Genomic DNA, 23306 nt, shown 5'->3' on the forward strand with positions numbered 1-23306 from the left:
CCGGTCGGCGGCCGCGCTACTTGGACAACAGGGGTACGAGCTCGTCCACCGACACCGGACGGCGAGCGGCGACGCCGATCGGGTCGGCCGCCGGCTCGTCGTGCGACACGATCGAGTCGAGGATCTCGGCGGAGCGGACCGACGTGTTGGACAGCAACGACGACGAGATCCCGTGGGTGTGCTCGGTGCCGCCCTGCAGGTAGACGCCGGCCCGCAGCCGTGACGTGGTCTCGATGCGGTAGTCGCGGGCCACGACGACCTGTCCCGTGTCGTCGCGGCGGAACTCGGCGGCGATCTCGCCCAGCAACCAGCTCGGGTCAGGCGTGCGGTAGCCGGTGGCGAACACGACGGCGTCCACGTCCAGCGCGGTGCGCTCGCCGGTGATCATCGACTCGACCACGGTGCGGACCCGGTCGCCCGAGCGCACCGCTTCCTCCACCCGCGACACGTTGAGCAGCCGGAGCCGCTGTTCGCCGCGCACCTTCTCCTGGTAGACCCGGCGGTAGAGGTCCTCGATCAGATCGTGGTCGACGACCGAGTAGTTCGTGTTGCCGTGATAGCTCATGATCATTTGCTTGACCTGCGGCGACGCCACGAAGTAGTCGTCGACCGCGGCGGGATCGAAGACCCGGTTGGCGAAGGCGCTGTCGTCGGCCGGGCTGTAGCCGTACCGCGTGATGACGGCGCAGACCTCGGCCTCCGGGAACTCCCGGTGCAGATAGTCGACCGCCTCCGCGGCGCTCTGACCGGCACCGACGACCATGAACCGGGACGGCGCCGGCGACATCGTCCTCAGCCGCTCGGCGCTGGGCAGCAGGTCCCGCGTGTGCCAGATGCGGTCGTCCGCGGACACCCCGTCGGGCAGGTGAGGCACCAGGCCGGTGCCGAGCACGAGGTTGCGGGTCCGGCGCACGAGCGGTTCACCCGTCCCGGTCGCGTCGCGGGCCACCACGTCGAAGGAGACGATCTCGCCGCCCCGGACGACCGGGTGGATCGCGACCACCTCGCGGCCGTAGGCGACGTCGCCGTCCACCCGGTCGGCCGCCCACTGCAGGTAGTCGTGGAACTCCATCCGGGACGGGAAGAAGTTCTTCTGATTGATGAAGTCGATGAGCCGATCGCGGCTCTGCAGATAGCTGAGGAAGCTGAAGTCACTGCGGGGATTACGCAGGGTGACCAGGTCTTTGAGGAAGGAGACCTGCATGGTCGCGTCGGCGAGAAGCATGCCCCGGTGCCATCCGAACCGCGGCTGGCGCTCGACGAAGGCCGCGTTCACGGCACGTGCGCCGGGTGTCCTCCGCAGCTCCTCGTTGTGCTCGGCGATCGCGATCGCCAAGGCCAGATTTGACGGTCCGAACCCGACACCGACGAGGTCATGAACTGACCGCTGACCACCGGAAGCTTCCTCAGACATACATGTCCCATCGAGTGGGCCGGGGCCGAGAAACCCCGGGTATGGAAACGATCGACGCCTAGCGGCAGGTACACCGACGAGCACCCTGCGTGGCAGGTTAGGCAAGGCTAACTATAGTACGATCCACAGCTGCCGGGGAACACTGGGCAGATCGGCGCACGCCAGGGTCCACCTCGGACCGGCGAGAGGGAGGACATCGTTCATGCGGGTCATCATGTTCGGGTATCAGACCTGGGGGCATCGCACCCTGCAGGCCCTGCTCGACTCCGAACACGAGGTGGTGCTGGTCGTCACCCATCCCAAGAGCGACCACGCCTACGAGAAGATCTGGGACGACTCGGTCGCCGAACTGGCCGAGAAGCACGGCGTGCCGGTCCTGCTCCGCAGCCGTCCCGACGATGACGAGCTTCTGGAACAGCTCCGCGCGGCCGACCCGGACATCATCGTGGCCACCAACTGGCGCACGTGGATCCCGCCGCGGATCTTCAACCTCCCCCGGCTCGGCACCCTCAACGTGCACGATTCGCTCCTGCCGGCGTACGCGGGCTTCTCGCCCTTGATCTGGGCTTTGATCAACGGCGAGAAGGAGGTCGGCGTCACCGCGCACATCATGGACGAGACGCTCGACGCCGGCGACATCGTGCTGCAACGGGCGGTGCCGGTCGGGCCGCGGGACACCACGACCGACCTGTTCCACCGCACGCTCGAGCTGTTCGGCCCGATCACCGTGGACGGCCTCGCCTTGATCGCCTCGGGCCGCACCGACTGGGTCGCCCAGGACCGCTCGCGGGCCAGCTTCTTCCACAAGCGCGCCGACGAGGACTGCCGGATCGACTGGACCTGGCCCGCCGAGGACCTCGACCGGCTGGTCCGCGCCCAGTCCGCGCCCTACCCGAGCGCGTACACCTACCACCGCGGCAAGCGGCTGGCCGTGCTGGCCGCCGAGGTGTCACAGAACCGGTACGGCGGCACGCCCGGGCGCATCTTCTATCGCGAGGGCGACGGCGTGGCGATCGTCGCCGGAGCCGACGCGCGCCACGGCCGCAACCCCGGCCTGCTGATCACCCGGGTGCGCACCGAGGACGGCACCGAGCTCGCCGCGCAGGACTACTTCACCACCATGGGCGGATATCTGACCGGCCGGCCGTGACGCGTCAGCCGGCCTCGGCAGCGACGTCGCACGGCCGGGCCGAGGTCCGTTCCCCGGTCGGCGTCCGAGCGACGAACGCGGACCGGGCTTGGGCCGGCGGGGTCAAGGTCTGCCGAAAGCGCGGGCTTGCCCCTCAGAGCCAGGCCTGGGCCAGGGCCATGACTGGACGGTGGTCACCGTCGCCGCGGCGAGCAATCCGCCAGGCCAGGAGAGCGAGCGGCAGCGCCATCAGCAGCAGCAGATAGACGGCGATCGTCATGTGTCGGCGCTGCGCCGGGTGTCGGACAGCAGCCGGCGCAGCATTTCGGCGTCGGCGTCGTCGAGCGAGGCGGCGAACCGCTGCAGCACCGCGTGCCGGTCGGGCCGGTCGGCCAGGGCGGCACGCATCTGGGACGCCGCGGCGGTGGAGGCGTCCTCCGTCGGCCAGTAGACGTGACCCCGGCCGGCCCGGCGGCGCTCGACGGCCTTCTTCTCGTGCAGCCGGATCAGGATGGTCTGCAGCGTGTTGTAGGCCAGATCGCCGCCGATCTCGCTCTGCACCTCGGCGGTGGACATCGGCCGGCCGGCGGCCCAGAGGATCGTCATGACCTCGGCCTCGAGCGTCCCCGGCGCCCGGCGCCCATCCTTCGTCGTCACTGTCGCTGACCTCCGCGCTCAGGATAGCCCGCGGGAAACCGGCCATCAGGAGCCGACGATGGTGGTGCTGAAGGCGGGTCGGTCTGACGCCTGCCGGCCGGGATCGCGGTCAGCGCCCGCCGGATTCCGTACGGCGGTTGCGGCGTCGTGCTCTCAGCAGCTCGATGCCGATCGGGATGACCGACACCGCGACGATGCCGACGAGGATGAACTCGATGTTCGATTTCACGAAGGCGATCTGGCCCAGGAAGTAGCCCAGAATGGTCACGCCACAGCCCCACAGGGTGCCGCCGATGACGTTGTACACCACGAACGTCCGGTAGTGCATGTGGCTGGCCCCGGCCACGATCGGCGTGAACGTGCGCACGATCGGCACGAAGCGGGCCAGCACGATCGATCGCGCGCCGTACTTGCGGAAGAAGCCCTGCGCGCGGGTCAGGTTCTCTTGCTTGAACAGGCGCGAGTCGGGCCGGCGGAACAGGCTCGGCCCGAACCGGCGGCCGAAGAAGTAGCCGACCTGGTCGCCGGCCACCGCGGCGATCGAGACCAGCAGGCACATCAGCCACAGCGGCTGGTGCAGGTAGGTGCCGTCGGCGACCAGCAGCCCGGCGGTGAACAGCAGCGAGTCGCCCGGCAGGAAGAAGCCGATCAGCAACCCCGACTCGGCGAACACCAGGACGAGGATGCCGATGAGGCCGAAGGTCGAGATCAGCCATTCCGGGTCGAGGAACTGCGGGCCCAGCGCTGACGTCATCACATACGTCCTTCTCGTTCGGCGGCGCCCGGATCAGACGGGCACTCCAAACCTACATGTTGTAGGTCTTAGGATGGCCGGGCCGGCCCCGCGCCGCCCTCCTGACGGGATCGGCCGTCCGTCACAGCGTGCGCAGCGCCTCGGTGGGTGAGAGCCGCGCGGCGCGCAGGGCCGGGTAGAGGCCCGCGCCAGCGCCGATCAGCACGGCCGCCGCCAGGCCCGCGCCGATCGCGGCCGGTGGGACCAGCGCCGGCCAACCGCGTCCGGTCGCGGTGGCGTACGTGATCAGGGCGCCGAGGATCACCCCGGCGGTGCCGCCGGCCGCCCCCAGCAGCAGGGATTCGACCAGGAACTGGGCGCCGACGTGGCCTCGGGTGGCGCCGAGCGCCCGGCGCAGCCCGATCTCGCCGCGGCGTTCCAGCACCGAGATGACCAGGACGTTGGCGATGCCGATGCCGCCGACCAGCAGAGCCACCGCGCCGAGGCCGAGCAGCAGGACAGTCGTCGCGTCGGTGACGGCGAGCCGCGCGGTGAGCGCCTCCGACGGCCGGCTCACCGCGACCTCCTCGGGGTGGGCGGGGTTCGCCGCGCGGCCGAGAAGACCGGCCACCTCGTCGGTGCGTTCGGTCTGTGCCCGTACGAAAATCCTGGTCGGATTTCCCTCGTAGCCGAAGTCGTCGGTTGCCGTGGCCGCTCCGATCAGTGCCGCGGTGTCGAGCTCGGGCGCGAGGTCCACCGGCGCCATCACGCCGACGACGGTGTACCAGTGATCGCCGAGATAGACCCGCGGGCGGTCGGTGACGTCGCGGATGCCCAGCGTCGTGGCGGCGTAGTGGCCGAGCACCACCGCCGGGTAGCGACCCAGGGCCGGGTCCAGGAACCGGCCGTGCAGGAGCGCGCCGTCCAGGGTGGTGAGCAGCCCCGGGTCGGCGACCCGCACGGACAGTCCACCGGTGCGGCCGGCCGGGATCCGGTCGGTGCGGTAGACCCGCACCGGGAGGGTCGCGGTGACGGCCGCGGAGAGCACCCCCTGCGTACGCGCCACCGCCTGGCCCGCGGTGACCGGCAGCCGTGCCTCCCCGCCACGGAGAGTCTTGCCGTTGGCGACGGTGAGAAGGTTGGTGCCGACCCGGTCGATCTCGGTAAGGACGTCGGCCTGGCTGGAGCGGGTCACGCCGAGAACGGCGACCATGGCCGCGATCCCGATGGCCACGCCGAGGACGGACAGCGCCGCCCGGCCCGGCCGGGACCGCAGGCCGACAGTGCTCACCGGCAGCAGGTCGGCGAGGCGCAGGTGAGACCTCACGACGCCCTCCCGCTGTCGTGCACGACCACACCGTCGCGCAACTCGACGCGGCGGCGCATGGCGCCGGCGATCCGCTCGTCGTGGGTGATGACCACGATGGTGACGCCGTCGGCGTTGAGTTCGTGCAGCAGCGCGACGACGCCCTGCCCGGCCACCGAGTCCAGGTTTCCGGTGGGCTCGTCGGCGAGCACCACGGCGGGCCGGCCGACCAGGGCGCGGGCGATCGCCACCCGCTGCCGTTCGCCGCCGGACAGGTGCGCGGCGGGAAAGTTCTCGCGGTGGCCCAGGCCGACCCGGTCCAGGGCAGCCCGGGCGGCCTGCCGACGTTCAGCGGCGGGCACTCCGCGATAGATCAGGCCGGTCGCCACGTTCTCGGTCGCGCTCAGCCGTTCCAGCAGGACGAACTGCTGGAAGACCACGCCGAGGCGGTGTGCGCGAACGCCGGAGAGCTGCCGGTCGTCCAGCGTCTCGACCGGATGGCCGGTGATGCGGACCGAGCCGCTGGACGGGCGGTCCAGCCCGGCGGCGAGGTTGAGCAGCGTCGTCTTGCCGGAGCCGGACGGGCCGGCCACCGCGACCAGTTCGCCGCTGTCCACGGTGAAGGTGACGCCGCGCAGCGACTCCACCGGCGGTGTCCCGGGGTAGACCTTGTGCACCTCGACCAGTTCCAGGACCGCGCTCATGAGGCCGGCACCTCCACGGACTGGCCGGCCGCGAGTCCGCGGACGATCTCCACGCGGCCCAGGTTCTCGTCGAAGCTGCCCGGCTCGACCGGCACCAGCCCGCCGCCGGCCAGGCGCACCTGGTAGCCGCCGCCAGGGCGGGCGAGCAGGGCAGCGATAGGCGCCAGCAGGACGTTGTCCCGGCTGTCGGTGGTGATGTCGACCGTGACCGGCGCCTCGTCCAGGCTGAGTCCGCGCGGCGGACGGATCGCGATGGTGACCGGCACCGTCGCCAGTTCCGGGTCGGGCGGCGGGGCGTCGTTGCCCGCGGGCGAGGACGACGTCGCCGTCTGTCCGATCTCGGTGATCCGTCCGCGGATCGGGTCGGTTCCCGGCAACGAGACGTCCACCTGATCACCGACGTGCACAACCCCGCGGTCGACAGTGTCCAGCCGGGCGATGACCGCGTGACCGTTGGAGGTGCCGGTGAGCACGGTCGTTCCCGGCGTCACCGCGGAACCCACCCGCGTCTGCTGCACGGCGACCCGTAAGGGCGTAGGCAGGAAGACGATCTGTCCCTGGGCCAGCCGGCCGGTCCGCTGGTACGCCGGCCGCCCCCAGGATTTCTCCCAGCGCCTGATCGCGGCGGCGGTGGCCGCGGTGAAATGCCGATCCACCGTCATCCGGCGGTCCGGGTCGAAGCCCAGGTCGACGAGGTTGAGTTCGAGCTGCCGTACGTCGGGGCCGTCGCTCATGCCGTACCGGAGATCCCGATAGGCCGGGACCGGCCCGACCAGTAGACGTACCGGCGCGTTGGAGACCCGGTACAGGACGCCGCCCCTGCCCACAGTTTCGCCCGGGTCCGCCGCCGCGGTCAGCACACCCGGCGCGCCCAGATGGCCGACCGTGTACGAACCGGTGTAGCCGAGCGTCCCGCTGATCTGGATCTGCTGGCTGAGCGTGCCCCGGGTCACCTCGGCGGTTCCGGTGACCACCCGGGCGGCGGGCTCCTCGGCCGAACCCGGATCGGCTCGGGCCACATAGGTGAGTCCGGCGGCGAGCGGTGCGGTCACCGCGACCGCGAGGATGGCGCCCGTGCCGCGACGGCTCATTTCTTGCTCCCGCTGCCGCCGGTGATGCGGACGTCGCCGTCCCAGATCTGGCGGCAGGCGGACTCGGCCTGCTCCCGCAGCCGGCCCGACATGCCGTTGGCCAGCGGGGTCCCGGTGACGTCGAACTCGCCGGCCGGGTTGGGGTCCGGGAAGTCCGGGATGCCGTTCGCCCGCACGCACTTGGCGAACTCGGCGAGTTTGCGCAGGTCGTCCGCCGTGAACTGCTGCCGGGGCCGGAACGCGTTGGGCGGGTAGCGGTCCTCGATCGGCTGGCACGCGTCGATGATCGACTGTTGCCGGCGAAGGTCGTCCTTCCAGTTGTAGCCGTTCGTGGCGGGGAACTGGAGGTAGCCCTCCTGGGAGAGCTCGGCGTCCGGCATCCGGGTCAGGCCCTTGTTCCGCAGGCATCGCACCCATTCCTGCCCGAGGGCGAGCAGTTGATGACGGTCGGCGGAGGCGGAGGCCGACGGGTTCGCCGGATCGGGCGAACCACCGGGAGTGCATCCGGCGATTCCCGCCGCGAGCAACGCGGTCAGTAGCAAGGTGGCCGTGGATTTCGTCATGTGTCCACCGTGGCGGCCGCGGCGATCGAACTCGTCCGACCGTGGTCGGTGCTTCGGCGGCCTGCGGCACCCGCGATGTAGTACCGCAGTCTGACGCGGGCCGCTCCAGCTCTTCCTACGATGGAGGCGTGTCCCGCTTCGCGCCACGCACACTGCTCACCGACGCCTCCCTGGCGCTGGTCCTGCTCGGGCTGACCATCGGGCCCGCCCTGGTGAGCCGATCGCTGGGCGTGCAGAAACCGACCATGCCGACCGACGTCCCCTGGTGGCTGCTCGCCGGGCTGGTGGTCGCCGGCTTGTTGATCAGACAGCCGTATCCCTTCGTGGCGCTGGCCCTCACCGGGGTGGGAACGCTCGGTCACCTGGCGGGCCACACCAAGTTCCAGCTCCTCGACCTCGCGCTGCCCCTGACGCTCTACACCGTGGCCACTGTCGCCCGGCGCCGTCGCGTCGCCCTCGCCGTGCTGGGCGTCGTGATGGCACTGACCTACGCGGCGATGCTGAGCGGCCGGATCCTCGAACAGCAGGCGGCGGAGCGATCCGACAAGGCGGTCCGGCTGGAGGCGGAGTTCGGGCCGGCCGGCCAGCCGGTCAAGAAGGCGACCGCGGCAAGGGTCGGAGGTGTGCTCACCGACATCACGATCGACACGAGCCAGGCGGTCCTCGAGATGTGGCTGCTGCTGGTCGCGGCGTTCGCCGTCGGCGACGGGGTGCGGAGCCGTCGTGCGCACCTCGCGGCCGTCGAGCAACGCACCGCCGACCTCGCCCGGCAGGAGCGGCAACGAGCCGCTTTGGCGGTCGCCGCCGAACGGGCCCGCATCACCCGCGATCTGCACGACGTGGTGGCGCACGGAATGTCGGTGATGGTGGTTCAGGCGCAGGGTGCGGCCGCCGCCCTCAACCGGCACCCCGAGCGGGCCGCGACCGCGCTGGAGCACGTGATCGACACCGGCCGGTCATCGCTGGCCGAGATGCGCCGGCTGCTGGCCGCCGGGCGCACCGAGCCGGCCGATGACGTGCGGCTCGCCCCGCTACCCGGAGTCGGCGCCGTGCCGTCGCTCGTCGACCAGCTGCGGTCCGCGGGCATGCGGATCAGCCTGTCGATCGAGGGCGTGCCCGATGTGGTGCCGGCCGCGGTCGACCTGTCCGCCTACCGCATCGTGCAGGAGGCCTTGACCAACACCCTCAAGCACGCGGGCCGTGACGCCGGCGCACGGGTTCGGCTGGAGTTCGATCCACGTTGCCTGCGTGTCGAGGTGGCCGACGACGGCGCCGGGCCGGCCGAGCAGTCCGAGACGCACGGCAACGGATTGCGGGGCATCGCGGAGCGGGTCGCCATGCTCGGCGGTGTTCTGGAGAGCGGGCGCGGCGACGGGTCCGGGTTCCGGCTGTCCGTGACGCTGCCCCTGCCGGCGCCCGCCACCCTCGCGGTGGACCGATGAGCTTGCGGGTGGTCGTGGTCGACGACCAGACGCTGGTCCGCACCGGGTTCCGGCTGGTGCTCGACGAGACCGACGACATCGAGGTGGTCGGCGAGGCCGCCGACGGGGCGCGGGCGCTCCAAGTCGTGGCGCTCACCCGGCCCGACGTGGTGCTGATGGACGTACGCATGCCGGGGTTGGACGGCATCGAGACCACCCGCCGCATCCGGTCCGGCGCGCATCCGGCCAAGGTGATCATCCTGACCACCTTCGACCTCGACGAGTACGTGCTCGCGGGTCTCCGCGCCGGGGCGAGCGGCTTCCTGCTCAAGGACGCACTCGCCGCCGACCTCGTCTCGGCGGTACGGGTCGTGGCGGCCGGCGAGGCGGTGGTGGCGCCCAGCGTGACCCGGCGGCTGATCGCGCACTACCTCGGCAACACGCCCGTCCGGCCGGCCGCCGATCAGCGGCTGGCCGTTCTCACCGAGCGCGAGCGGCAGGTGCTCGCCCTGGTCGCCCAAGGTCTGTCCAACGCCGAGATCGCCACATCACTGGTCCTCTCCGAGAGCACAGTGAAGACGCACATCAGCCGCGTCCTGGCCAAACTCGACCTTCGCGACCGGGTGCAGGCGGTGATCCTCGGCTACGAGTGCGGGCTGGCCGGCAACCACTCGAGTCGCTAGTCCGTACGCGACAGTGCCGGCCTGGCCAAGTCGCTATATACTGAGTATTATTCTCGGCATGATACGTAGGATTTCGTCATGAGCGTCCGGCACGCTCTGCTGGCATTGCTGGCTGAAGGGCCGAAATACGGGCTTCAGCTGCGCGAGGAGTTCGAGGCGCGCACCGGAGAGGTCTGGCCGCTGAACGTCGGGCAGGTCTACACCACCCTCCAGCGCCTGGAACGCGACGGCCTGGTCGAGTCCGACGGCGAACCCGACGCCGGCCCGCAGAAGAGCTTCCGCATCACCGAGGGCGGCGAGGGCGAGCTGACCGGCTGGCTGCGGACCCCGCCCGACCTGTCCAGCCCACCCCGTGACGAGCTGGTCATCAAGGTGCTTGTCGCCGTCCGCGTCCCGGGCGTCGACGTGCACGAGGTCATCCAGTCGCACCGGCGCTACCTGGTCGAGCTGATGCAGCAGTGGACCCGGCTCAAGGACGACGAGGCCGACTTCGACCTGAGCGTCGCCCTCGTGGTCGACGCCGAACTGTTCCGTCTCGACTCGGTCATCCGCTGGCTCGACACCGCCGACGGACGTCTGCGCCGGGCCGCGGCCGACGGTCCGGCCCCGGCCCCGGCCCCCGCCGCTGCCGCTGCCGCAACCGCAGCCGTGCCGAGGCTGCGCCGCCGGATCGGGGCGCGGCGATGAGCGTCCTCGAGTTACGCGACGTGTCCAAGATCCACGGCAGCGGCGCCGCCCAGGTCACAGCCCTGCGCAACGTCGACCTGAGCGTCGGCCCGGGTGAGATGGTCGCGGTGATGGGCCCCAGCGGCTCGGGCAAGAGCACCCTGCTGACGATCGCCGGCAGCCTCGAGTCCCCCACCGACGGCGAGGTGCTGATCTCCGGCAACGCCCTGTCCACGATGTCGGCCGACGAACTGGCCGCCCTGCGCCGCCGCTCGATCGGCTATGTCTTCCAGGATTTCAATCTGCTGCCCGGCCTGACCGCGGCCGAGAACGTGGCGCTGCCGCTGGAGCTCGACGGCACCTCCGCCCGCCGCGCCCGGGCCGCCGGCCTGCTCGCCCTGCAACGCCTCGACCTCGCCGACCGCGCCGGGCACTTCCCCGACCAGCTCTCCGGCGGCGAGCGCCAGCGGGTCGCCATCGCCCGGGCCGTGGTCGGTGAACGCCGGCTCCTGCTCGCCGACGAGCCGACCGGCGCCCTCGACTCGTCCACCGGCGAGGCGGTGATGCGGCTGATCCGGTCCGCCTGCAAGCAGGGCGTGGCCGCCGTCGTGGTCACCCACGACGCACAGGCGGCCTCCTGGGCCGATCGGGTCGTGTTCCTGCGCGACGGCCGGGTCACCGACGGCACGGCCACGCCACCCGGTCCCGAGTCGCTGCTCGCCCCAGGACCGGGCCGATGAACATGGCTGCGCGGCGGGCGATCGTACGGTGGGCCTGGCGTTTGCTGCGTCGTGAGTGGCGCCAGCAGGCACTTGTGCTCGCGCTGCTGACGGTGGCCGTAGCGGCGACCGTGTTCGGCCTCGCTGCGGCCGCGAACACGCCGGCCTCCCCCGCCGCCACCTTCGGCGACGCCACCTTCCGGGTCGGACTCGACGGCTCCGATCCCCACGTCGCCGCCCTGCGAGCGGCCTATCCCCTCGCCGAGCTCATCGAGCATCGCAAAGTCGCCGTTCCCGGGTCGGCAACCCCTCTCGACGTACGCGGCCAAGCGCCGGACGGCCCCCTCGGCGCACCCATGCTGCGGCTGACCGACGGCCGTTACCCAAGCGGCGCGGGCGAGGTCGCGATCACCGCCCGCACGGCGAGCCTGCTCGACCTGCGGCTGGGCGAGGTGTGGCGGCCGTCCGGCCAGAACTGGACGGTGGTCGGCGTGGTGGAGAACCCGCTCGACCTGCTCGACAACTTCGCCCTGGTCGCCCCCGGACTGCCCGGCCCGCTCAACCGCGCCGTCCTCCTGGTCCAGGCCACCCGCGCCCAGTTCACCGCGGTTCCCCGGCCGGACGGGGCAACCGTCGACTTCCGCCCTGCCGAAGAGACCACCGCGGCCGCCCTGGCCGTCCTCGTTCTCGCCACCGTCGGGCTGCTGTTCGTCGGCCTGCTCGCGGCGGCCGGCTTCACCGTGCTGGCCCAGCGCCGCCTGCGCGCCCTCGGCATGCTCGGCGCCATCGGCGCCCGCCCCCGCCACCTGCGCCTGGTGACACAGGCCAACGGCGCGCTGGTCGGCCTGGCCGCGGCGCTCGGCGGCGGCCTTCTCGGCCTCGCCGCCTGGCTGGCCCTCAGCTCCAGCATCGAAGGCATCGTCGAGCACCGCATCAATCGTCTTCACCTGCCCGGGCGCGAGATCGCGGTCGCCCTGCTGCTGGCGTTCGTCACCGCCGTGCTGGCTGCCTGGTGGCCGGCCCGTGCCGTGGCGCGGGTGCCGATCGTGGCGGCGCTGTCCGACCGTCCCCCGCAGCCGCGCCCCGCGCATCGGTTCGCGCTCGTCGGCCTCCTTCTCGTCGCGGCCGGCATCGCCCTGCTCGTCGTCTCCCGGCACAACCGGCCGCCGCTGATCGTCGGCGGGATCGCCGCCACCGCCGTCGGCATGCTCCTGCTCGCGCCGCTCGGCGTGGTGGCGCTGGGCACGATCGCCCGCGCCTGCCCGGTCGGCGTCCGGCTGGCGCTGCGCGACCTCGGGCGCTACCGGGCCCGGTCGGGCGCCGCGCTGGCGGCGATCTCGCTGGCCACCGGCATCGCGGCCGCCGTCGTGATCAGCGCCGGCGCGTCCCAGGCCGCCGACGCCGCCTCGCCGGAGAGCGGCAACCTGCCCGTCGACCAACTCGTCGTCTGGCTCTCCCCCGAGAAGATCCAGGGCCCGGTGCCTCAGCTCACCGGCCCCGATCTGAGCGCCGCCGAAGCCGGAGCCCGAGCCGTCGGCAACGCCGTGCAGGCCGGACCACTGCTGCCCCTGACCGGCGCACTCAGCCCGGACGCGCGGGTCCAGACCGGCTCCGGTAACACCGTGAGCGGCAAATCGGTCGCCGTCCTGGCCATCCCCGACCCGGTGGAGGGCGGTGGCAACCAGTACCGCGGCGACCGGATGATCCCGCTCCTGGTCGCCACCCCGGAACTGCTGCGGACGTACGGCATCGACCTCGCCACCATCGACCCGGCCGCCGAAGTCCTCACCTCGCTGGCCGACCTGTCCGGCTACGAGCTGCTCGACGGCGCCGCCCGGCCACGTCAGTGGCAGCCGAGAACGCAACGGGTGACGCTGCCCGCCTACACCTCGGCGCCGACCGTGCTGCTCACCGACCGCGGCATGCGGGCGATGCGATTCGGCCCCACCACCGTCGGATGGCTGCTCCAGGCGCCGCGACCGCTGACCGCCGCCGACATTGACAAGGCGCAGGCGACCGCCATCGCCACGGGCCTCACCATCGAGACCCGGCCGCTCGCGTCCGACCTGTCGAAGCTGCGGGCCGGCGCGACCGGTATCGGTCTCGCCGTGGCGCTCGGCGTGCTGGCCATGACCGTCGGCCTGATCCGCGGCGAAGGCGCCCGCGACCTGCGCACACTGACCGCCAACGGCGCCGGCCGCCGCACCCGCCGGATCCTGGTCGCGTCGACCGCGGCCGCGCTCGGTGTCGTCGGCGCTCTGCTCGGCGCGGGCGGCGCCTATGCGGCCCAGATCGCCTGGCACTATGAGCACCTGCGCCGGCTGGCCGAGGTGCCGTACACCCCGCTGGCCATCCTGGTCGCCGGTCTCCCGCTCGCCGGCGCCGCAGCCGGCTGGCTGCTGTCCGGTCGCACTCCCCCGGTAATCGCCCGAACGCCGCTGTAGGAACGCCACCATCTCACCGAAGCCCGCGGCGCTCGACATCGGACAGGACACGGTCGCCGGTCACACCTACAAGATGTAGGATGTGTTCAGGTCGGTAGCGTCTGAACCCGGCGGTTGTAAGTGGTCGGCTCACCCCAGAGAACCGCTCCAGATGGGCCGGCCCACCCGCCGACGGCACGGATCAACCAGCGACGGCGCCGCCCGGCGATCAAACTACGGCAAGGCAGACCGCCTCGGCGTCGGTGATCGGCCTGGCCACCTTCCCGATCGTGGCCGCCACCGGCCTCCTCGTACTCGCCCGGACGCTGGAGCTATCGGCGCACCTTCGCCTGACCTCAGGACGGCGAGTTCACCGGCCCGGCGGACACCAGCTTGCCGAACTCGGCCGACAACACGGTGCCGGCGTGACCATTGACGGCGAACGTCTGGTCCGGCTCGTCGGCCAGCGCCAGCGCGACGGTGACCTCACCGTCGGTCACCGTACTCCGCGCCCCGGCGATCGACGACGCCAGGATGGTGGACGTGCGTTCGCCGCGATCCCGGGCGGCGAGGACGAGCCACCACGCCCCGCCACCGACGACGCCGACCAGCACGACCACGGCAGCGGCGATCCAGAAGCCGAGCCGCACACCGTCGAGGCCGCGGCTGCCCGCGTTCACGGCGATCGCGGCGAGGCTGGCACCGAGCAGCAACCCACCGGCACACGTCCGCGCCGCGCGTTGCCGCACGGCGTTGATCTGCTGCACCCGCACCCGGTCCGGCATGAACCGCAAGTTCACCAGGTTCCCGGCTCCGGTCCGCACGTTGGCCACTCTCACCCGGACCACGGTAGACGACCGACCTGCCACCACCGCAAACGCCTGAACGCGACGTCTTCTCGCATTTGACGTGACACCTGTGACTGGGGGCACAGCGACGCACCTGACATGCTTGCCGCAGTCGCGTCATTGCCTGACGGCCGAACCGGATTGTGGGCAGCGGATGCTCAACCGCGATCGACGCATCGCCGGCGCAGCCGACCTCGTCGGCGCGGGCTCGGCGATGGCCGTCGGCGTGTTCGGCTGGCTAGCGGCGCACACCCTCAACTTCTGGATCATCGCGCACAGTCACCACGGCGCACTCAGTACGACCGAACGACACGTCCACCAGGCCACGGCCGCGGCAACAATCGTCGCCGGCGGCCTGGCGACGGCGGCATTGGTCACCGCTGCCCTTGTCGGCGGTCACCGCGCCGCACCCCGCCGCTCCACCGTGCACGTCGCTGTCGGCCTTTCCGCCGCGGCGTTCCTCGGCGCCGACACGATCGAGCACACGCTGCTCGGTATCGACAGCACCCCACCCCAGGCGATCCTGCTCGGCCTGCTCCTGCACGCGGGGTTCGGCGCCGTCTCGTCGCTCTACTGGCTGCGGTTCACCGACAGCGTCTGTTCACTGGCCACCCCCGCGACGACAAGTCCGGCCGAACCGGCGGCGCGTCCCGAGCCCGCCGAGCACGAGACCCCGCGCCGGCGGCGACTCGTCTGGGCGTACGCGGTCGCCGGTCGCGCACCTCCCGCCTGCTGACGTCATCCACCTTGAGGTCATCCCGCGGCATGTCGCGGGAGGGCTGAACGCCTGCGTCCCGCCATTGCGGCGGGCACGCCGTTCGACGTCATCCGGCGGCAGCCGCCGCCATCCTGCCGACCGCCGTGGCCCTCGAGCGCCGCGGCAGAGGAGCAGACATGTCAGCACAAGCACGTTCTTCCCGAGCGCAGCGCGCCCAGGTGGTGATCCGCCGCCGCGCCGGCACCCTGACCCGGGCGATCCAGGTCGCACTTCAGCGCGGCGGCTGGCTCGCCGCCGCCCGCGAGGGCGCCCACCTCGCCGGCGAACTCATCTCCCGCCCGGCGCACCGATGGTACGAGCAGCGTCTCGAACGCACCTGGACCCTCGACACCCGCACCGACACCGGCGTACCCCACGCGACCCCGCTCGCGAGTTTCGACGACGCCGTCGGATACTCGCCGATCCCGATCCACCACTTCCGGCGGCTGCTACGCCGCCTGCCGCTCGACACACCACAGGACTACACCTTCGTCGATCTCGGCTGCGGCAAAGGCCGAACCCTCGTCCTGGCTGCCCGGCACGGCTTCCGTCACGTCATCGGCGTCGAACTGGACACCCGGCTCAGCGACATCGCCCGCACCAACGCGGCCGCGGCTCCCACCGCCGACACCGACGTCACGGTGCACAACCTCGACGCCGCCACCTACGACTGGCCGGCCACCCCAACGGTGATCTTCCTGTTCAACCCGTTCGGCGCCGACACGCTGAACGCGGTCGTCACGAACGTCGTCAAGTCACTCGACGCGGCGCCGCGTCAGGTGGTCATCGCCTACTTCAACCCCGTTCACGATGAGGTCCTCGAGACGTACCCGACGCTGCGCCGGACCGCCCACGCACGACATTGGACGATCTACGAATCGGTGATCTGACCGGGACGCGCCCCCGCGTTCCGCGAGTTCGCGGGGGCGCCCTCTCCTCATGTCAGCGCCCAGCGATCGGTATCTCGATCGGCGCCGCCCGCGGGCACCCGGATCAGTCACCGGGCAGGCGAATTACCGGGTGGCCGGGCCGCGGCGGCAAATGTCCGGCGGTGGCTCGGGATACATGGTGGCGGCCGAGGTGAGGTCCGGTTACAAATGGTCTGAGATTCGCGACGGCCGGACGGATCGGTGTGCGATGAGAATTCTGACAGCGACTATTGACGCGGGTGGCAACACGCCGCCGACGGTGGCGATCACCGCCGAGCTGATCCGCCGAGGCCACGAGGTCCTCGTGCTCGGTCATGGCAGTCAGCGGGCGGCCTTCGCGGCCACCGGTCAACGCCTGCGAGAGTGGTCGAGCGCCCGCACGTGGAGCCCCCGAGCCGACCACCCCGATCTGCGCACCATGCTCTCCTGGCTGCCGCTCGCCTCCGACCCCGGCTACGGTCGCGACATCGCGGCAGCAGTCGGCACGGATCGCGTCGATCTGGTTCTGACCGATTGCATGATTCCAGGGGCGCTGCGGCAGATCCGCGCCACCGGCGTCCCCGTAGCCATGCTGGTACACGCATACTCCGGCTACTGGCGTACGCAATGGTCTCGCAAGAGCCCGATGGGCACGTGGCTCCGTCTGACCGGCGCACATCCGGGGCGGCGTGGGGCGTTGCCCGATCGGCTGGTGGTGACGACACTGCCGCAGCTTGACGTCATCCCGCAGGACCGTGGGCTTTTGCCGGCCCCGACGGTCCAGACCGGCCCGGTCTTCGGCTCGGCGCCGACATCAGCCGCCCGGGCCGACGGCGACGCTCCCCTGCTGATAAGCCTGAGCACGATCAGTTACCCGGGTCAACAGGCATGCCTCCAGCGCATTCTCGACGCTTTCGACGGCATGCCCGTACGGGCCGTGGCCACGGTCGGCACGTCGGTGAACGCCCGCGGGCTGCGGCCGCCGTCGAACGTCACGGTGCGCGCGTTCGCCTCCCACACGGAGATGATGCCCCGGATGAGCGCGATCATCGGCCACGGCGGGCACGGCACGACGATGCTCGCCCTGGCTCACGGGCTACCGGTCCTCATGTTCCCGCAGAGCGGCCACACGGACCAGCCGCTCGTCGCCGCTTCGGTGGCGGCGGCCGGTGCTGGTCTGACCCTGCCCCGCGAGACGGAGGTGGCCCAGATCAGAAGCAGCATCCTCCGGTTGATCACCGATCGGGAGCTCCGCCGTCGAGCCGCCCGGCTCGGCGAGCAGTTACGCGCGGTCGACGGCGCGACCGCCGCCGCTTCCGCTCTGGAAAGCCTGGTCAAGGAAAAGGCTGGGCCCTGATCACCGGCGATATCGAGCCCTCAGTACGCCCCCTCGCCGGTTCGGCTTCGGAAGGATCGGTTCGATGCCGCGATCGTGGCAGCCTTACCCGCCGAGCACACGGCGCACGGCCGCGGCGGACAGCTCCGTCTTGGGGACGAATCCGGCCACGGGCGCCTCGGCGATCAGGTCGGCGTAATCGGCCTCGGCATACGAGGAGATCATGACAATGCGAACCGCGTGCCCGTCGGCGACCAAGTCCCGGGCCACGTCGAACCCGGACTCCCCGCCCAGGCGGATGTCGACCAGGACCGCGTCCGGGCGCAGTTCCGCCACGCTTCGAAGGGCCGCGGCGCGGCTGCCGGCGACCCCGGCCACGATCAGGCCGTCGCGTTCCAGGGCGGCTCGGGCGACAGCGAGGAAGTTCTCGTCGTCGTCCACGATCACGCACCGCAGCTGCACAACGCCATCGTTCCAGCCGGCCGAACCCCGCGCATTGAAGGTAGCAGGGGGGGTAGATCATCCCCGCCGGGCGGAACTGGCATCGGCGGTGGCGATCGGAAGCTCCGCGGTCAGGCTTGTCCCGCCGCCTTCCGGGCTGTCGAGCCGCAGGCTCCCGCCGAGCGCCTCGACCCGGTCCTTGAGCCCGCCCAGGCCGGTGCCACCGGCCAGCGTGGCGCCCCCGATGCCGTCGTCGGTCACCGTGACACGCAGCAGCCGGTCCACCAGCTCGGCGCGGATGCTGACGACCGAGGCGCGCGCGTGCTTGACCGCGTTGGTCAGTGCTTCGGCGACGAGGTAGTAGGCGCTGACCTCGACGTGCTCCGGGAACCGTTGGTCGACGAGCAGGTCCAGTTCGACCGGGAGCAGCGAGCGCCGGGCGAGCCCTCGAAGCGCGGGGCGCAGGCCACCGCTGGACAGGACGGCGGGGTGGATACCGCGGGCGATCTCGTGCACCTCCTCCAGGGCATCGGTGGCCGCGGTCACCGCGTTCCCGAGCTGAGCCCGCAACTCGTCCAGCTCGCGCGGAACCGTCGCCTGCACGTCGCGTAACCGCAGTGCCAGCAGGACCAGCCGCTGCTGGGCGCCGTCGTGCAGGTCTCGCTCGATGCGCTGGCGCGCCTGGTCGGCGGCGGCGACGATCCGCGCTCGGGAGGCGGCCACCTCGCCTCGCGCCTCGGCGTTCGCGATGGCGGTCGACACCAGCTCGGCGAACGCGGTGAGCCGGTCCTCGCTGTCCGGGGGCGGCACCTCGTCGCTGGTGGACCCGGCCAGCAGAATGCCCCACAGGCGGCTCTCGGCCCTGACCGGCACGCCCACCGCCGCCTGCAAGCCCCAATCGCGTACGGCGACCTGGCCGATCGCGCCGGTGGCGTCGGCCCGGTACGTTCGCGCCGGCTGATGCGTACGGTGGACAAGGGTGCTGACGTTCACTCCGCCGAGCGGCAACCGGGCGCCCAAAGGCATCGGCGACGCACCCCAGCGGCCGACGATCTCGATCATCTCGGCCTCGTCGTCGTACCGGAACAGGGCCGCGAAATCGACCGCGAGCAGCTGCCCGGCCTCCGCGGCCACCGCGGCGAACACCGACTCCGGCGGCTCGGCCCGGGCGACCCGGGTCGCCACCCGCCGCAGAGCCGCTTGCTCGTCGGCGATGCGCCGGTATTCGGCGTACAGCTGGGCGTTGTCGAGGGAGACCGCGAGCTGCCCGGCGATGAGGCCGACAGCCTCCAGCCGTTCGGTGGTGAAGGCGCCGCGAATGAGGCGGTTCTCCAGCAGGAGCACCGCACGCAGCGCGCCTCGTCCGAAGACCGGCACGGCCAGCAGCGAACAGCAGGTGACGCCGTCGAAGTACGGGTCGCGGGCGAACCGGTCGTCGCTGGTGGCGTCGCTCACCGCCAGCGGTTCCTGGGTCCGCCGCAGGTAGCGCAGGACCGACATCGGTGCGTCGGGACTGCCCGCCGGTCCGGAGAGCACCCAGTCCCGCTGGGCCTCGTCCCACAGCACCAGGTCCACGCCGGTGGCGCCGGCCATCGCGCTCAGCACCTCCGCCACGCGGGCATGCAGTTGTTCGAAGCTGGTTTCCGAGCTCAGGGCTCGCGCGGCCGACATGATGCCGAGGAGGTCGGTGGCGCCTGTGGTCATCGGCACCCACGGCGGACGGTCGCCTTCGCCATCGGCGGACGGGTTCAGCCCCGGGTAGGCCCATTCCATCTGCTCGGATTTAGCCACCGCGCCCCAGGCGAGGTATTGCCCATGGGCCTGGGCGAGGAGCTCATAGCCGGTGTGTTCCAGGCCGTGGGCGAGCGAGAAGCGGCCGGCGCGCTCGGTGATCAGCGCCTTGTGCCACGGGCGCTGCCGCCTTTCGACCTCCCTGCGGGCGGAGTCGAACGCGAAAGCCGCAGCACGGAAGTCGCCCACCGTCCACGCCTGCTCGGCCTCCACGAGCCGCAACAGGTGCAGGAAGTTGTCGGGCGCGTCGGCGGCACGGGCGCCCAGCCACCGCAGCACGCCGTCGAGTTCGGTCAGCAGGACGGCGCGATCGGCGCCCTGCGCGGACCGGGCCTGCCCGGCCAGGCCGTACAGCGGATAGGCCAGGGCGCTCATCGAGAAGCCGGTGATGACCGGCAGCAGCCGCACCGCCGCCGCCCCCTGCCGCGCCACCTCGGCCGGGTCGCCGAAGATGGCCGCGGCGATCGCCCGGCACAGGTGGACGTGGATCACCACGAGCGGGTTGCCCGCGTACTGGTCCACGGGGATCACCGCGGGGGACGCGGCCGAGCCCTCCCGGCGGAGCACGTCGGCCAGCCATTGATAGCTCGCCAGCCACTGCGACGTCGGCTCGGTGCCGGTGCGCCGCGCGAAAGCCTGGGCCGCGGTCACCTGCGCCATGCAGGTGTCCAGGACCGGCCCGCAGTCCAGCAGCCCCACCACCGTCTGGTGGTAGGTGTAGCCCGCGTTCGTCAGGTCGCCGCCCGCGACCAGCCCCTCGCGGGCACGCAGGCTTTCCTGGACGCTCTTCTCCACCGGCTCGAACCAGGACTCCAGGAACGACACGACCAAGCGAGCATGCGAGGTTTCGGGCTCGAAGGGCCGGGTCTCGGCCAGGGCGAGAATCCGCCGGGCCACGCGGTACGCCGCAGCGTAGTCACCTCGCTGGGTGATGGCGTGGAAGGCGGCGTTGGCGGCCGACCCGACCAGGGTGTGGCCCGGTCCGTGTTCGGTCCAGATCCGCAGCGCCTCCAGGCCCACCCACGAGAACATGGCCTGGTCGCCGACGAAGTACACCGGGGAAAGCATCGCACTGAGCAGGCTGCCCGCCGTCAGCAAGGCCGGGTCGGTGAGGTCGGGGCGGGTCGCGTCGACGTGATCGGCGCGGTCCAGCCACTGATACATCCGGGTGAACTGCCGGTCGACCGCCGACGGCATGTGCTCGGCGTCCGGGACGTCGATGCCGCACTCGCGCAGCGATCTGACCACCAGAGCGATGGCCTCGGGAAAACGATTCCGGTGGGTCAGGCCCTTCACCTGAAGCGCCGTCGCGGTGGAGCGGTCCAAGATGGACGTGGCCAGTCCCTCCAGCACGCGGTAGTCCTCGTCCGCCTCCTCCAGCCGCCCCAGGCTGTAGAGCGCGGCGTGATCCAGGGTGTGCAACTCGATGAGCGCCTCGGTGCCGGCCTGATCGGCCAGGGTGAGCGCGGCCGCCAGCAAAGCGTGCACCAGCGAGAATTCCCCGATCTGGGTCACCTCGTCGGCGGCCCGCCGCAGCAGCGTGGCCGCGGCCCGGCGCTCGGCGGGCTCGGTGACCGCACCGGCCACCGGGAGGTACTGCTCGGCCGCGACCGCGAAGAGGCCGGGCACCACCGCGAGCCGCCGCGCCATGGCCAGGTGCAGTTCAGCCCGGCGATCCGGCCCGAGCCCGCTCAGCACGTCCTCCCGGATGCGGTCGTGCCGGAACCGCACCGCCGCCGCGGCCCCGGCCTCCGTCACCAGAATGCCTTCCCGCAGGGCCGGCGCCAGGACATCGCCCAGGTGGGGTTCGGCGGTCGCGATCTCGAGCACGCTCAGCTGGGCGCGCCCGCCGAGGCAGGCCATCGCCTCCACCGCCTGCCGGGACCGCACGGGCATGGCCGCGATCCTGGTGGCCGACAACCCGCCGGCCTCCGCCCCGGCCAGATGCTCCCGTACGGCCTCCGTCTTCCACCGCCAGCCGTCCGGCCCGGCGCTCAGCACTCCGCCACGTCGGAGGGCGTTGAGCAGTTCCACGGTCTCGTACGGGTTGCCCCGGCAGTGCGGCTCCAGCACCGCGCCCAGCTCCGTCACCGCGTCGGCGGGCACGTGCAGCGTCTCGCCCAGCAGGGTGAGGAAGTCATGCCCGGTGAGATCGGCCAGACTCAGGTGCGGCACGGCGGCCTCGCTCCACCGGGACAGCATGGCGGCCAGGGGGTGCGACGGATCCACCTGCCCTTCCCGGTACGCCGTGACCAGCAGCAGTCCCTCGGTTCCCTCGTTGCTGAGCACCATGTCCACGAAACCGAGCGGCACGCCTCCGCCCCACTGCAGGTCGTCGATGAAAACCACGAGCGGGCGCCTGCGGGAGGCCACCGCGCGTAGGGCTCCGGCCGCCACGAGTTGTGCCCGGACCCCCGCCGTCAACGGGTCGCCGAGCTCGCCCGGCCCCAGCAGTGTCGCGAACTCCGGCACCACCGTGGCGAGCAGGCCAGCGTTCGCGCCGAGCGCCCGCAGCATCCGTACGCGGATCGCGGCCACCTCGTCCTCGGGTTCGGCCAGCAGCAGGCGGCCGAACGACGTGAAAGCCTGTTGCACCGCGTTGAATTCCTGGTCGCGGCGGTACTCGTCGAACTTGCCCGAGACGAACCAGCCGCCCGCGGCGGTGACCACCGGGCGCAGCTCGTCGGCCAGCGCCGTCTTGCCCACCCCGGACGGGCCACTGATCATCACCCCCGCGCATCGCCCGGACAGCGCGAGTGAGAAGGCCTCCGTCAAGGCGGCCACCTGCTTTTCCCGGCCCACCAACCGGGACGGCGGCAGCAGCCGTACGGGAAAGTCGTGCTCTCCGACCAGGAACTCGCCGGGCTCGGGGGTGTCGCGCTGCTGCTCAAGATCGTGGACCACGCCGTCGGCCGACTGGTAGCGGTTGTCGGGCTCCTTCTCCAGCAAATGAAGGATGATCTTCGACAACGTCTCCGGTATGTCGGGATTGACGGCCCTCGGCGGAACCGGCAGCCGGGTTAGATGGTCATGCACCAGGCGGAAGGGGTCACTGGTGCCGAACGGCGGCTCGCCGGTGCCGAGCTCGTAGAGGACCGCACCCAACGCGTACAGGTCGGCCCGCTGGTCCACCGCCCGGCCGGTCCGTCCGGTCTGTTCCGGCGCGAGGTATGCCAGTGTCCCTGGAATCTCGGTATGGTGCGTGAAGGCCGGGCGAATCTCGGCGATCGACGTGGCGAGGGCGAAATCCACGAGGGTGAGCGTGCCGTCCGCGTCGACCACGACGTTGGCCGGGGTCAAGTCACGGTGGATCACCTCGCGGCGGTGCAACTCGGCTATGGCGCGGGCCAGGCCGAGCGCGAACCCGGCCAGATCGCGCGCGGGCACCGGTTTCGGCAGATCCGCCAGGGTGCCGACGCCGGCGTCGGCCAGCATGATGGAGCCCTCGTGCGGTGGTTCGTCCCCCAGCTGAGCCACTCCCGCCGCACCGCGCAGTCGCTCCAGGATGGCGGTCTCATGCCGCAGGCGGGACTCGGCCTCCGGGCCCAGCGGTTCCTTCGCGACCAGCGTGCGACCCGCACGGAACAGCCGGACGACCCGCGTGTGGTTACTTTCGTGCACGACCGCGAACCGCACGGACGGAACCAGGCCATCCGCCATCCCGCACCCCCACCCCTGGCCGAAGATCCTCCTCATCCTTACGCCCATGGAGCCAC

20 protein-coding genes are annotated in these 23306 nt (G+C 71.6%); 9 read left to right on the plus strand and 11 right to left on the minus strand.

The window, feature by feature from the left end; translation table 11 throughout:
• Positions 1–16 precede the first annotated feature (16 nt).
• Positions 17–1414 (minus strand): lysine N(6)-hydroxylase/L-ornithine N(5)-oxygenase family protein, encoded by a 1398-nt coding sequence (locus tag EER30_RS37970; protein WP_127506157.1) that lies wholly within the window; start codon positions 1412–1414, stop codon positions 17–19.
• Positions 1415–1616: 202 nt separating this feature from the next.
• Here EER30_RS37970 and EER30_RS37975 point away from each other — a divergent pair, with 202 nt between their 5' ends.
• Entirely contained in the window at positions 1617–2564 is a 948-nt protein-coding gene (locus EER30_RS37975; protein WP_127506159.1) for a methionyl-tRNA formyltransferase, read from the plus strand.
• A 133-nt stretch (positions 2565–2697) separates the two neighbouring features.
• Here EER30_RS37975 and EER30_RS49495 read toward each other — a convergent pair whose 3' ends face one another.
• The 7 genes from EER30_RS49495 to EER30_RS38005 all read right to left on the minus strand — a co-directional run bounded on the left by EER30_RS49495 (position 2698) and on the right by EER30_RS38005 (position 7597).
• On the minus strand, positions 2698–2823 hold the full coding sequence (locus EER30_RS49495) for a hypothetical protein (RefSeq protein ID WP_255437087.1): 126 nt from the start codon (positions 2821–2823) through the stop codon (positions 2698–2700).
• Positions 2820–3200, minus strand: coding sequence for a BlaI/MecI/CopY family transcriptional regulator (locus EER30_RS37980; protein ID WP_240670558.1), 381 nt, complete (start codon positions 3198–3200; stop codon positions 2820–2822). The genes EER30_RS49495 and EER30_RS37980 overlap by 4 nt, the downstream gene beginning before the upstream one ends.
• 109 nt (positions 3201–3309) lie before the next feature.
• Positions 3310–3954: a DedA family protein gene (locus EER30_RS37985; RefSeq protein ID WP_127506161.1), complete on the minus strand. Its 645-nt coding sequence runs from the start codon at positions 3952–3954 to the stop codon at positions 3310–3312.
• Positions 3955–4075: 121 nt separating this feature from the next.
• On the minus strand, positions 4076–5260 hold the full coding sequence (locus EER30_RS37990) for an ABC transporter permease (protein WP_127506163.1): 1185 nt from the start codon (positions 5258–5260) through the stop codon (positions 4076–4078).
• The gene (locus EER30_RS37995; RefSeq protein WP_127506165.1) at positions 5257–5943 is read right to left on the minus strand and encodes an ABC transporter ATP-binding protein; all 687 of its coding nucleotides are present in this window, start codon (positions 5941–5943) and stop codon (positions 5257–5259) included. Before EER30_RS37995 ends, EER30_RS37990 begins: the two co-directional genes overlap by 4 nt.
• Entirely contained in the window at positions 5940–7034 is a 1095-nt protein-coding gene (locus tag EER30_RS38000; protein WP_127506167.1) for an efflux RND transporter periplasmic adaptor subunit, read from the minus strand. Before EER30_RS38000 ends, EER30_RS37995 begins: the two co-directional genes overlap by 4 nt.
• The gene (locus EER30_RS38005) at positions 7031–7597 is read right to left on the minus strand and encodes a hypothetical protein (protein ID WP_127506169.1); all 567 of its coding nucleotides are present in this window, start codon (positions 7595–7597) and stop codon (positions 7031–7033) included. The genes EER30_RS38000 and EER30_RS38005 overlap by 4 nt, the downstream gene beginning before the upstream one ends.
• 128 nt (positions 7598–7725) lie before the next feature.
• Here EER30_RS38005 and EER30_RS38010 point away from each other — a divergent pair, with 128 nt between their 5' ends.
• The 5 genes from EER30_RS38010 (at position 7726) to EER30_RS38030 (ending at position 13530) form a co-directional block, all read left to right on the plus strand.
• Positions 7726–9039, plus strand: coding sequence for a sensor histidine kinase (locus EER30_RS38010; protein WP_127506171.1), 1314 nt, complete (start codon positions 7726–7728; stop codon positions 9037–9039).
• Positions 9036–9701 carry a response regulator gene (locus tag EER30_RS38015; protein WP_127506173.1) on the plus strand — a complete coding sequence of 222 codons (666 nt, stop codon included), beginning with the start codon at positions 9036–9038 and terminating at the stop codon, positions 9699–9701. The genes EER30_RS38010 and EER30_RS38015 overlap by 4 nt, the downstream gene beginning before the upstream one ends.
• 78 nt (positions 9702–9779) lie before the next feature.
• Positions 9780–10388 (plus strand): PadR family transcriptional regulator, encoded by a 609-nt coding sequence (locus EER30_RS38020; RefSeq protein WP_127506175.1) that lies wholly within the window; start codon positions 9780–9782, stop codon positions 10386–10388.
• Positions 10385–11107: an ABC transporter ATP-binding protein gene (locus tag EER30_RS38025; protein WP_127506177.1), complete on the plus strand. Its 723-nt coding sequence runs from the start codon at positions 10385–10387 to the stop codon at positions 11105–11107. The genes EER30_RS38020 and EER30_RS38025 overlap by 4 nt, the downstream gene beginning before the upstream one ends.
• Entirely contained in the window at positions 11104–13530 is a 2427-nt protein-coding gene (locus tag EER30_RS38030; RefSeq protein ID WP_127506179.1) for an FtsX-like permease family protein, read from the plus strand. The genes EER30_RS38025 and EER30_RS38030 overlap by 4 nt, the downstream gene beginning before the upstream one ends.
• A gap of 335 nt (positions 13531–13865) precedes the next feature.
• On the opposite strand, the gene EER30_RS38035 is transcribed toward EER30_RS38030, so the two are convergent.
• A complete protein-coding gene (locus EER30_RS38035; protein ID WP_127506181.1) occupies positions 13866–14348 on the minus strand; it encodes a hypothetical protein in 483 nt (160 codons plus the stop codon).
• A 163-nt stretch (positions 14349–14511) separates the two neighbouring features.
• Between EER30_RS38035 and EER30_RS38040 the strand changes: the two genes are divergently transcribed.
• From EER30_RS38040 to EER30_RS38050, 3 genes are all read left to right on the plus strand, one after another.
• Positions 14512–15093, plus strand: a complete 582-nt coding sequence (locus EER30_RS38040; protein ID WP_127506183.1) for a hypothetical protein — start codon at positions 14512–14514, stop codon at positions 15091–15093.
• Positions 15094–15251: 158 nt separating this feature from the next.
• Positions 15252–16004 carry a class I SAM-dependent methyltransferase gene (locus tag EER30_RS38045; protein WP_127506185.1) on the plus strand — a complete coding sequence of 251 codons (753 nt, stop codon included), beginning with the start codon at positions 15252–15254 and terminating at the stop codon, positions 16002–16004.
• Between the two features lie 247 nt (positions 16005–16251).
• On the plus strand, positions 16252–17379 hold the full coding sequence (locus EER30_RS38050; RefSeq protein WP_164842629.1) for a nucleotide disphospho-sugar-binding domain-containing protein: 1128 nt from the start codon (positions 16252–16254) through the stop codon (positions 17377–17379).
• A gap of 84 nt (positions 17380–17463) precedes the next feature.
• Here EER30_RS38050 and EER30_RS38055 read toward each other — a convergent pair whose 3' ends face one another.
• The gene (locus EER30_RS38055; RefSeq protein ID WP_127506189.1) at positions 17464–17820 is read right to left on the minus strand and encodes a response regulator; all 357 of its coding nucleotides are present in this window, start codon (positions 17818–17820) and stop codon (positions 17464–17466) included.
• 57 nt (positions 17821–17877) lie between these two features.
• Entirely contained in the window at positions 17878–23250 is a 5373-nt protein-coding gene (locus EER30_RS38060) for an AAA family ATPase (RefSeq protein ID WP_164842630.1), read from the minus strand.
• Between the last annotated feature and the right edge of the window lie 56 nt (positions 23251–23306).

Source organism: Actinoplanes solisilvae (assembly GCF_003999975.1).
Classification (GTDB): Bacteria; Actinomycetota; Actinomycetes; order Mycobacteriales; family Micromonosporaceae; genus Actinoplanes; species Actinoplanes solisilvae.

What these genes read in the sequence shown, in the direction of transcription:
- EER30_RS37970 (WP_127506157.1), bottom strand. Translation starts at nt 1,414, where the DNA reads ATGTCTGAGGAAGCTTCCGGTGGTCAGCGGTCAGTTCATGACCTCGTC.
- EER30_RS37975 (WP_127506159.1), top strand. Translation starts at nt 1,617, where the DNA reads ATGCGGGTCATCATGTTCGGGTATCAGACCTGGGGGCATCGCACCCTG.
- EER30_RS49495 (WP_255437087.1), bottom strand. Translation starts at nt 2,823, where the DNA reads ATGACGATCGCCGTCTATCTGCTGCTGCTGATGGCGCTGCCGCTCGCT.
- EER30_RS37985 (WP_127506161.1), bottom strand. Translation starts at nt 3,954, where the DNA reads ATGACGTCAGCGCTGGGCCCGCAGTTCCTCGACCCGGAATGGCTGATC.
- EER30_RS37995 (WP_127506165.1), bottom strand. Translation starts at nt 5,943, where the DNA reads ATGAGCGCGGTCCTGGAACTGGTCGAGGTGCACAAGGTCTACCCCGGG.
- EER30_RS38000 (WP_127506167.1), bottom strand. Translation starts at nt 7,034, where the DNA reads ATGAGCCGTCGCGGCACGGGCGCCATCCTCGCGGTCGCGGTGACCGCA.
- EER30_RS38005 (WP_127506169.1), bottom strand. Translation starts at nt 7,597, where the DNA reads ATGACGAAATCCACGGCCACCTTGCTACTGACCGCGTTGCTCGCGGCG.
- EER30_RS38015 (WP_127506173.1), top strand. Translation starts at nt 9,036, where the DNA reads ATGAGCTTGCGGGTGGTCGTGGTCGACGACCAGACGCTGGTCCGCACC.
- EER30_RS38020 (WP_127506175.1), top strand. Translation starts at nt 9,780, where the DNA reads ATGAGCGTCCGGCACGCTCTGCTGGCATTGCTGGCTGAAGGGCCGAAA.
- EER30_RS38025 (WP_127506177.1), top strand. Translation starts at nt 10,385, where the DNA reads ATGAGCGTCCTCGAGTTACGCGACGTGTCCAAGATCCACGGCAGCGGC.
- EER30_RS38030 (WP_127506179.1), top strand. Translation starts at nt 11,104, where the DNA reads ATGAACATGGCTGCGCGGCGGGCGATCGTACGGTGGGCCTGGCGTTTG.
- EER30_RS38040 (WP_127506183.1), top strand. Translation starts at nt 14,512, where the DNA reads ATGCTCAACCGCGATCGACGCATCGCCGGCGCAGCCGACCTCGTCGGC.
- EER30_RS38045 (WP_127506185.1), top strand. Translation starts at nt 15,252, where the DNA reads ATGTCAGCACAAGCACGTTCTTCCCGAGCGCAGCGCGCCCAGGTGGTG.
- EER30_RS38050 (WP_164842629.1), top strand. Translation starts at nt 16,252, where the DNA reads ATGAGAATTCTGACAGCGACTATTGACGCGGGTGGCAACACGCCGCCG.
- EER30_RS38060 (WP_164842630.1), bottom strand. Translation starts at nt 23,250, where the DNA reads ATGGCGGATGGCCTGGTTCCGTCCGTGCGGTTCGCGGTCGTGCACGAA.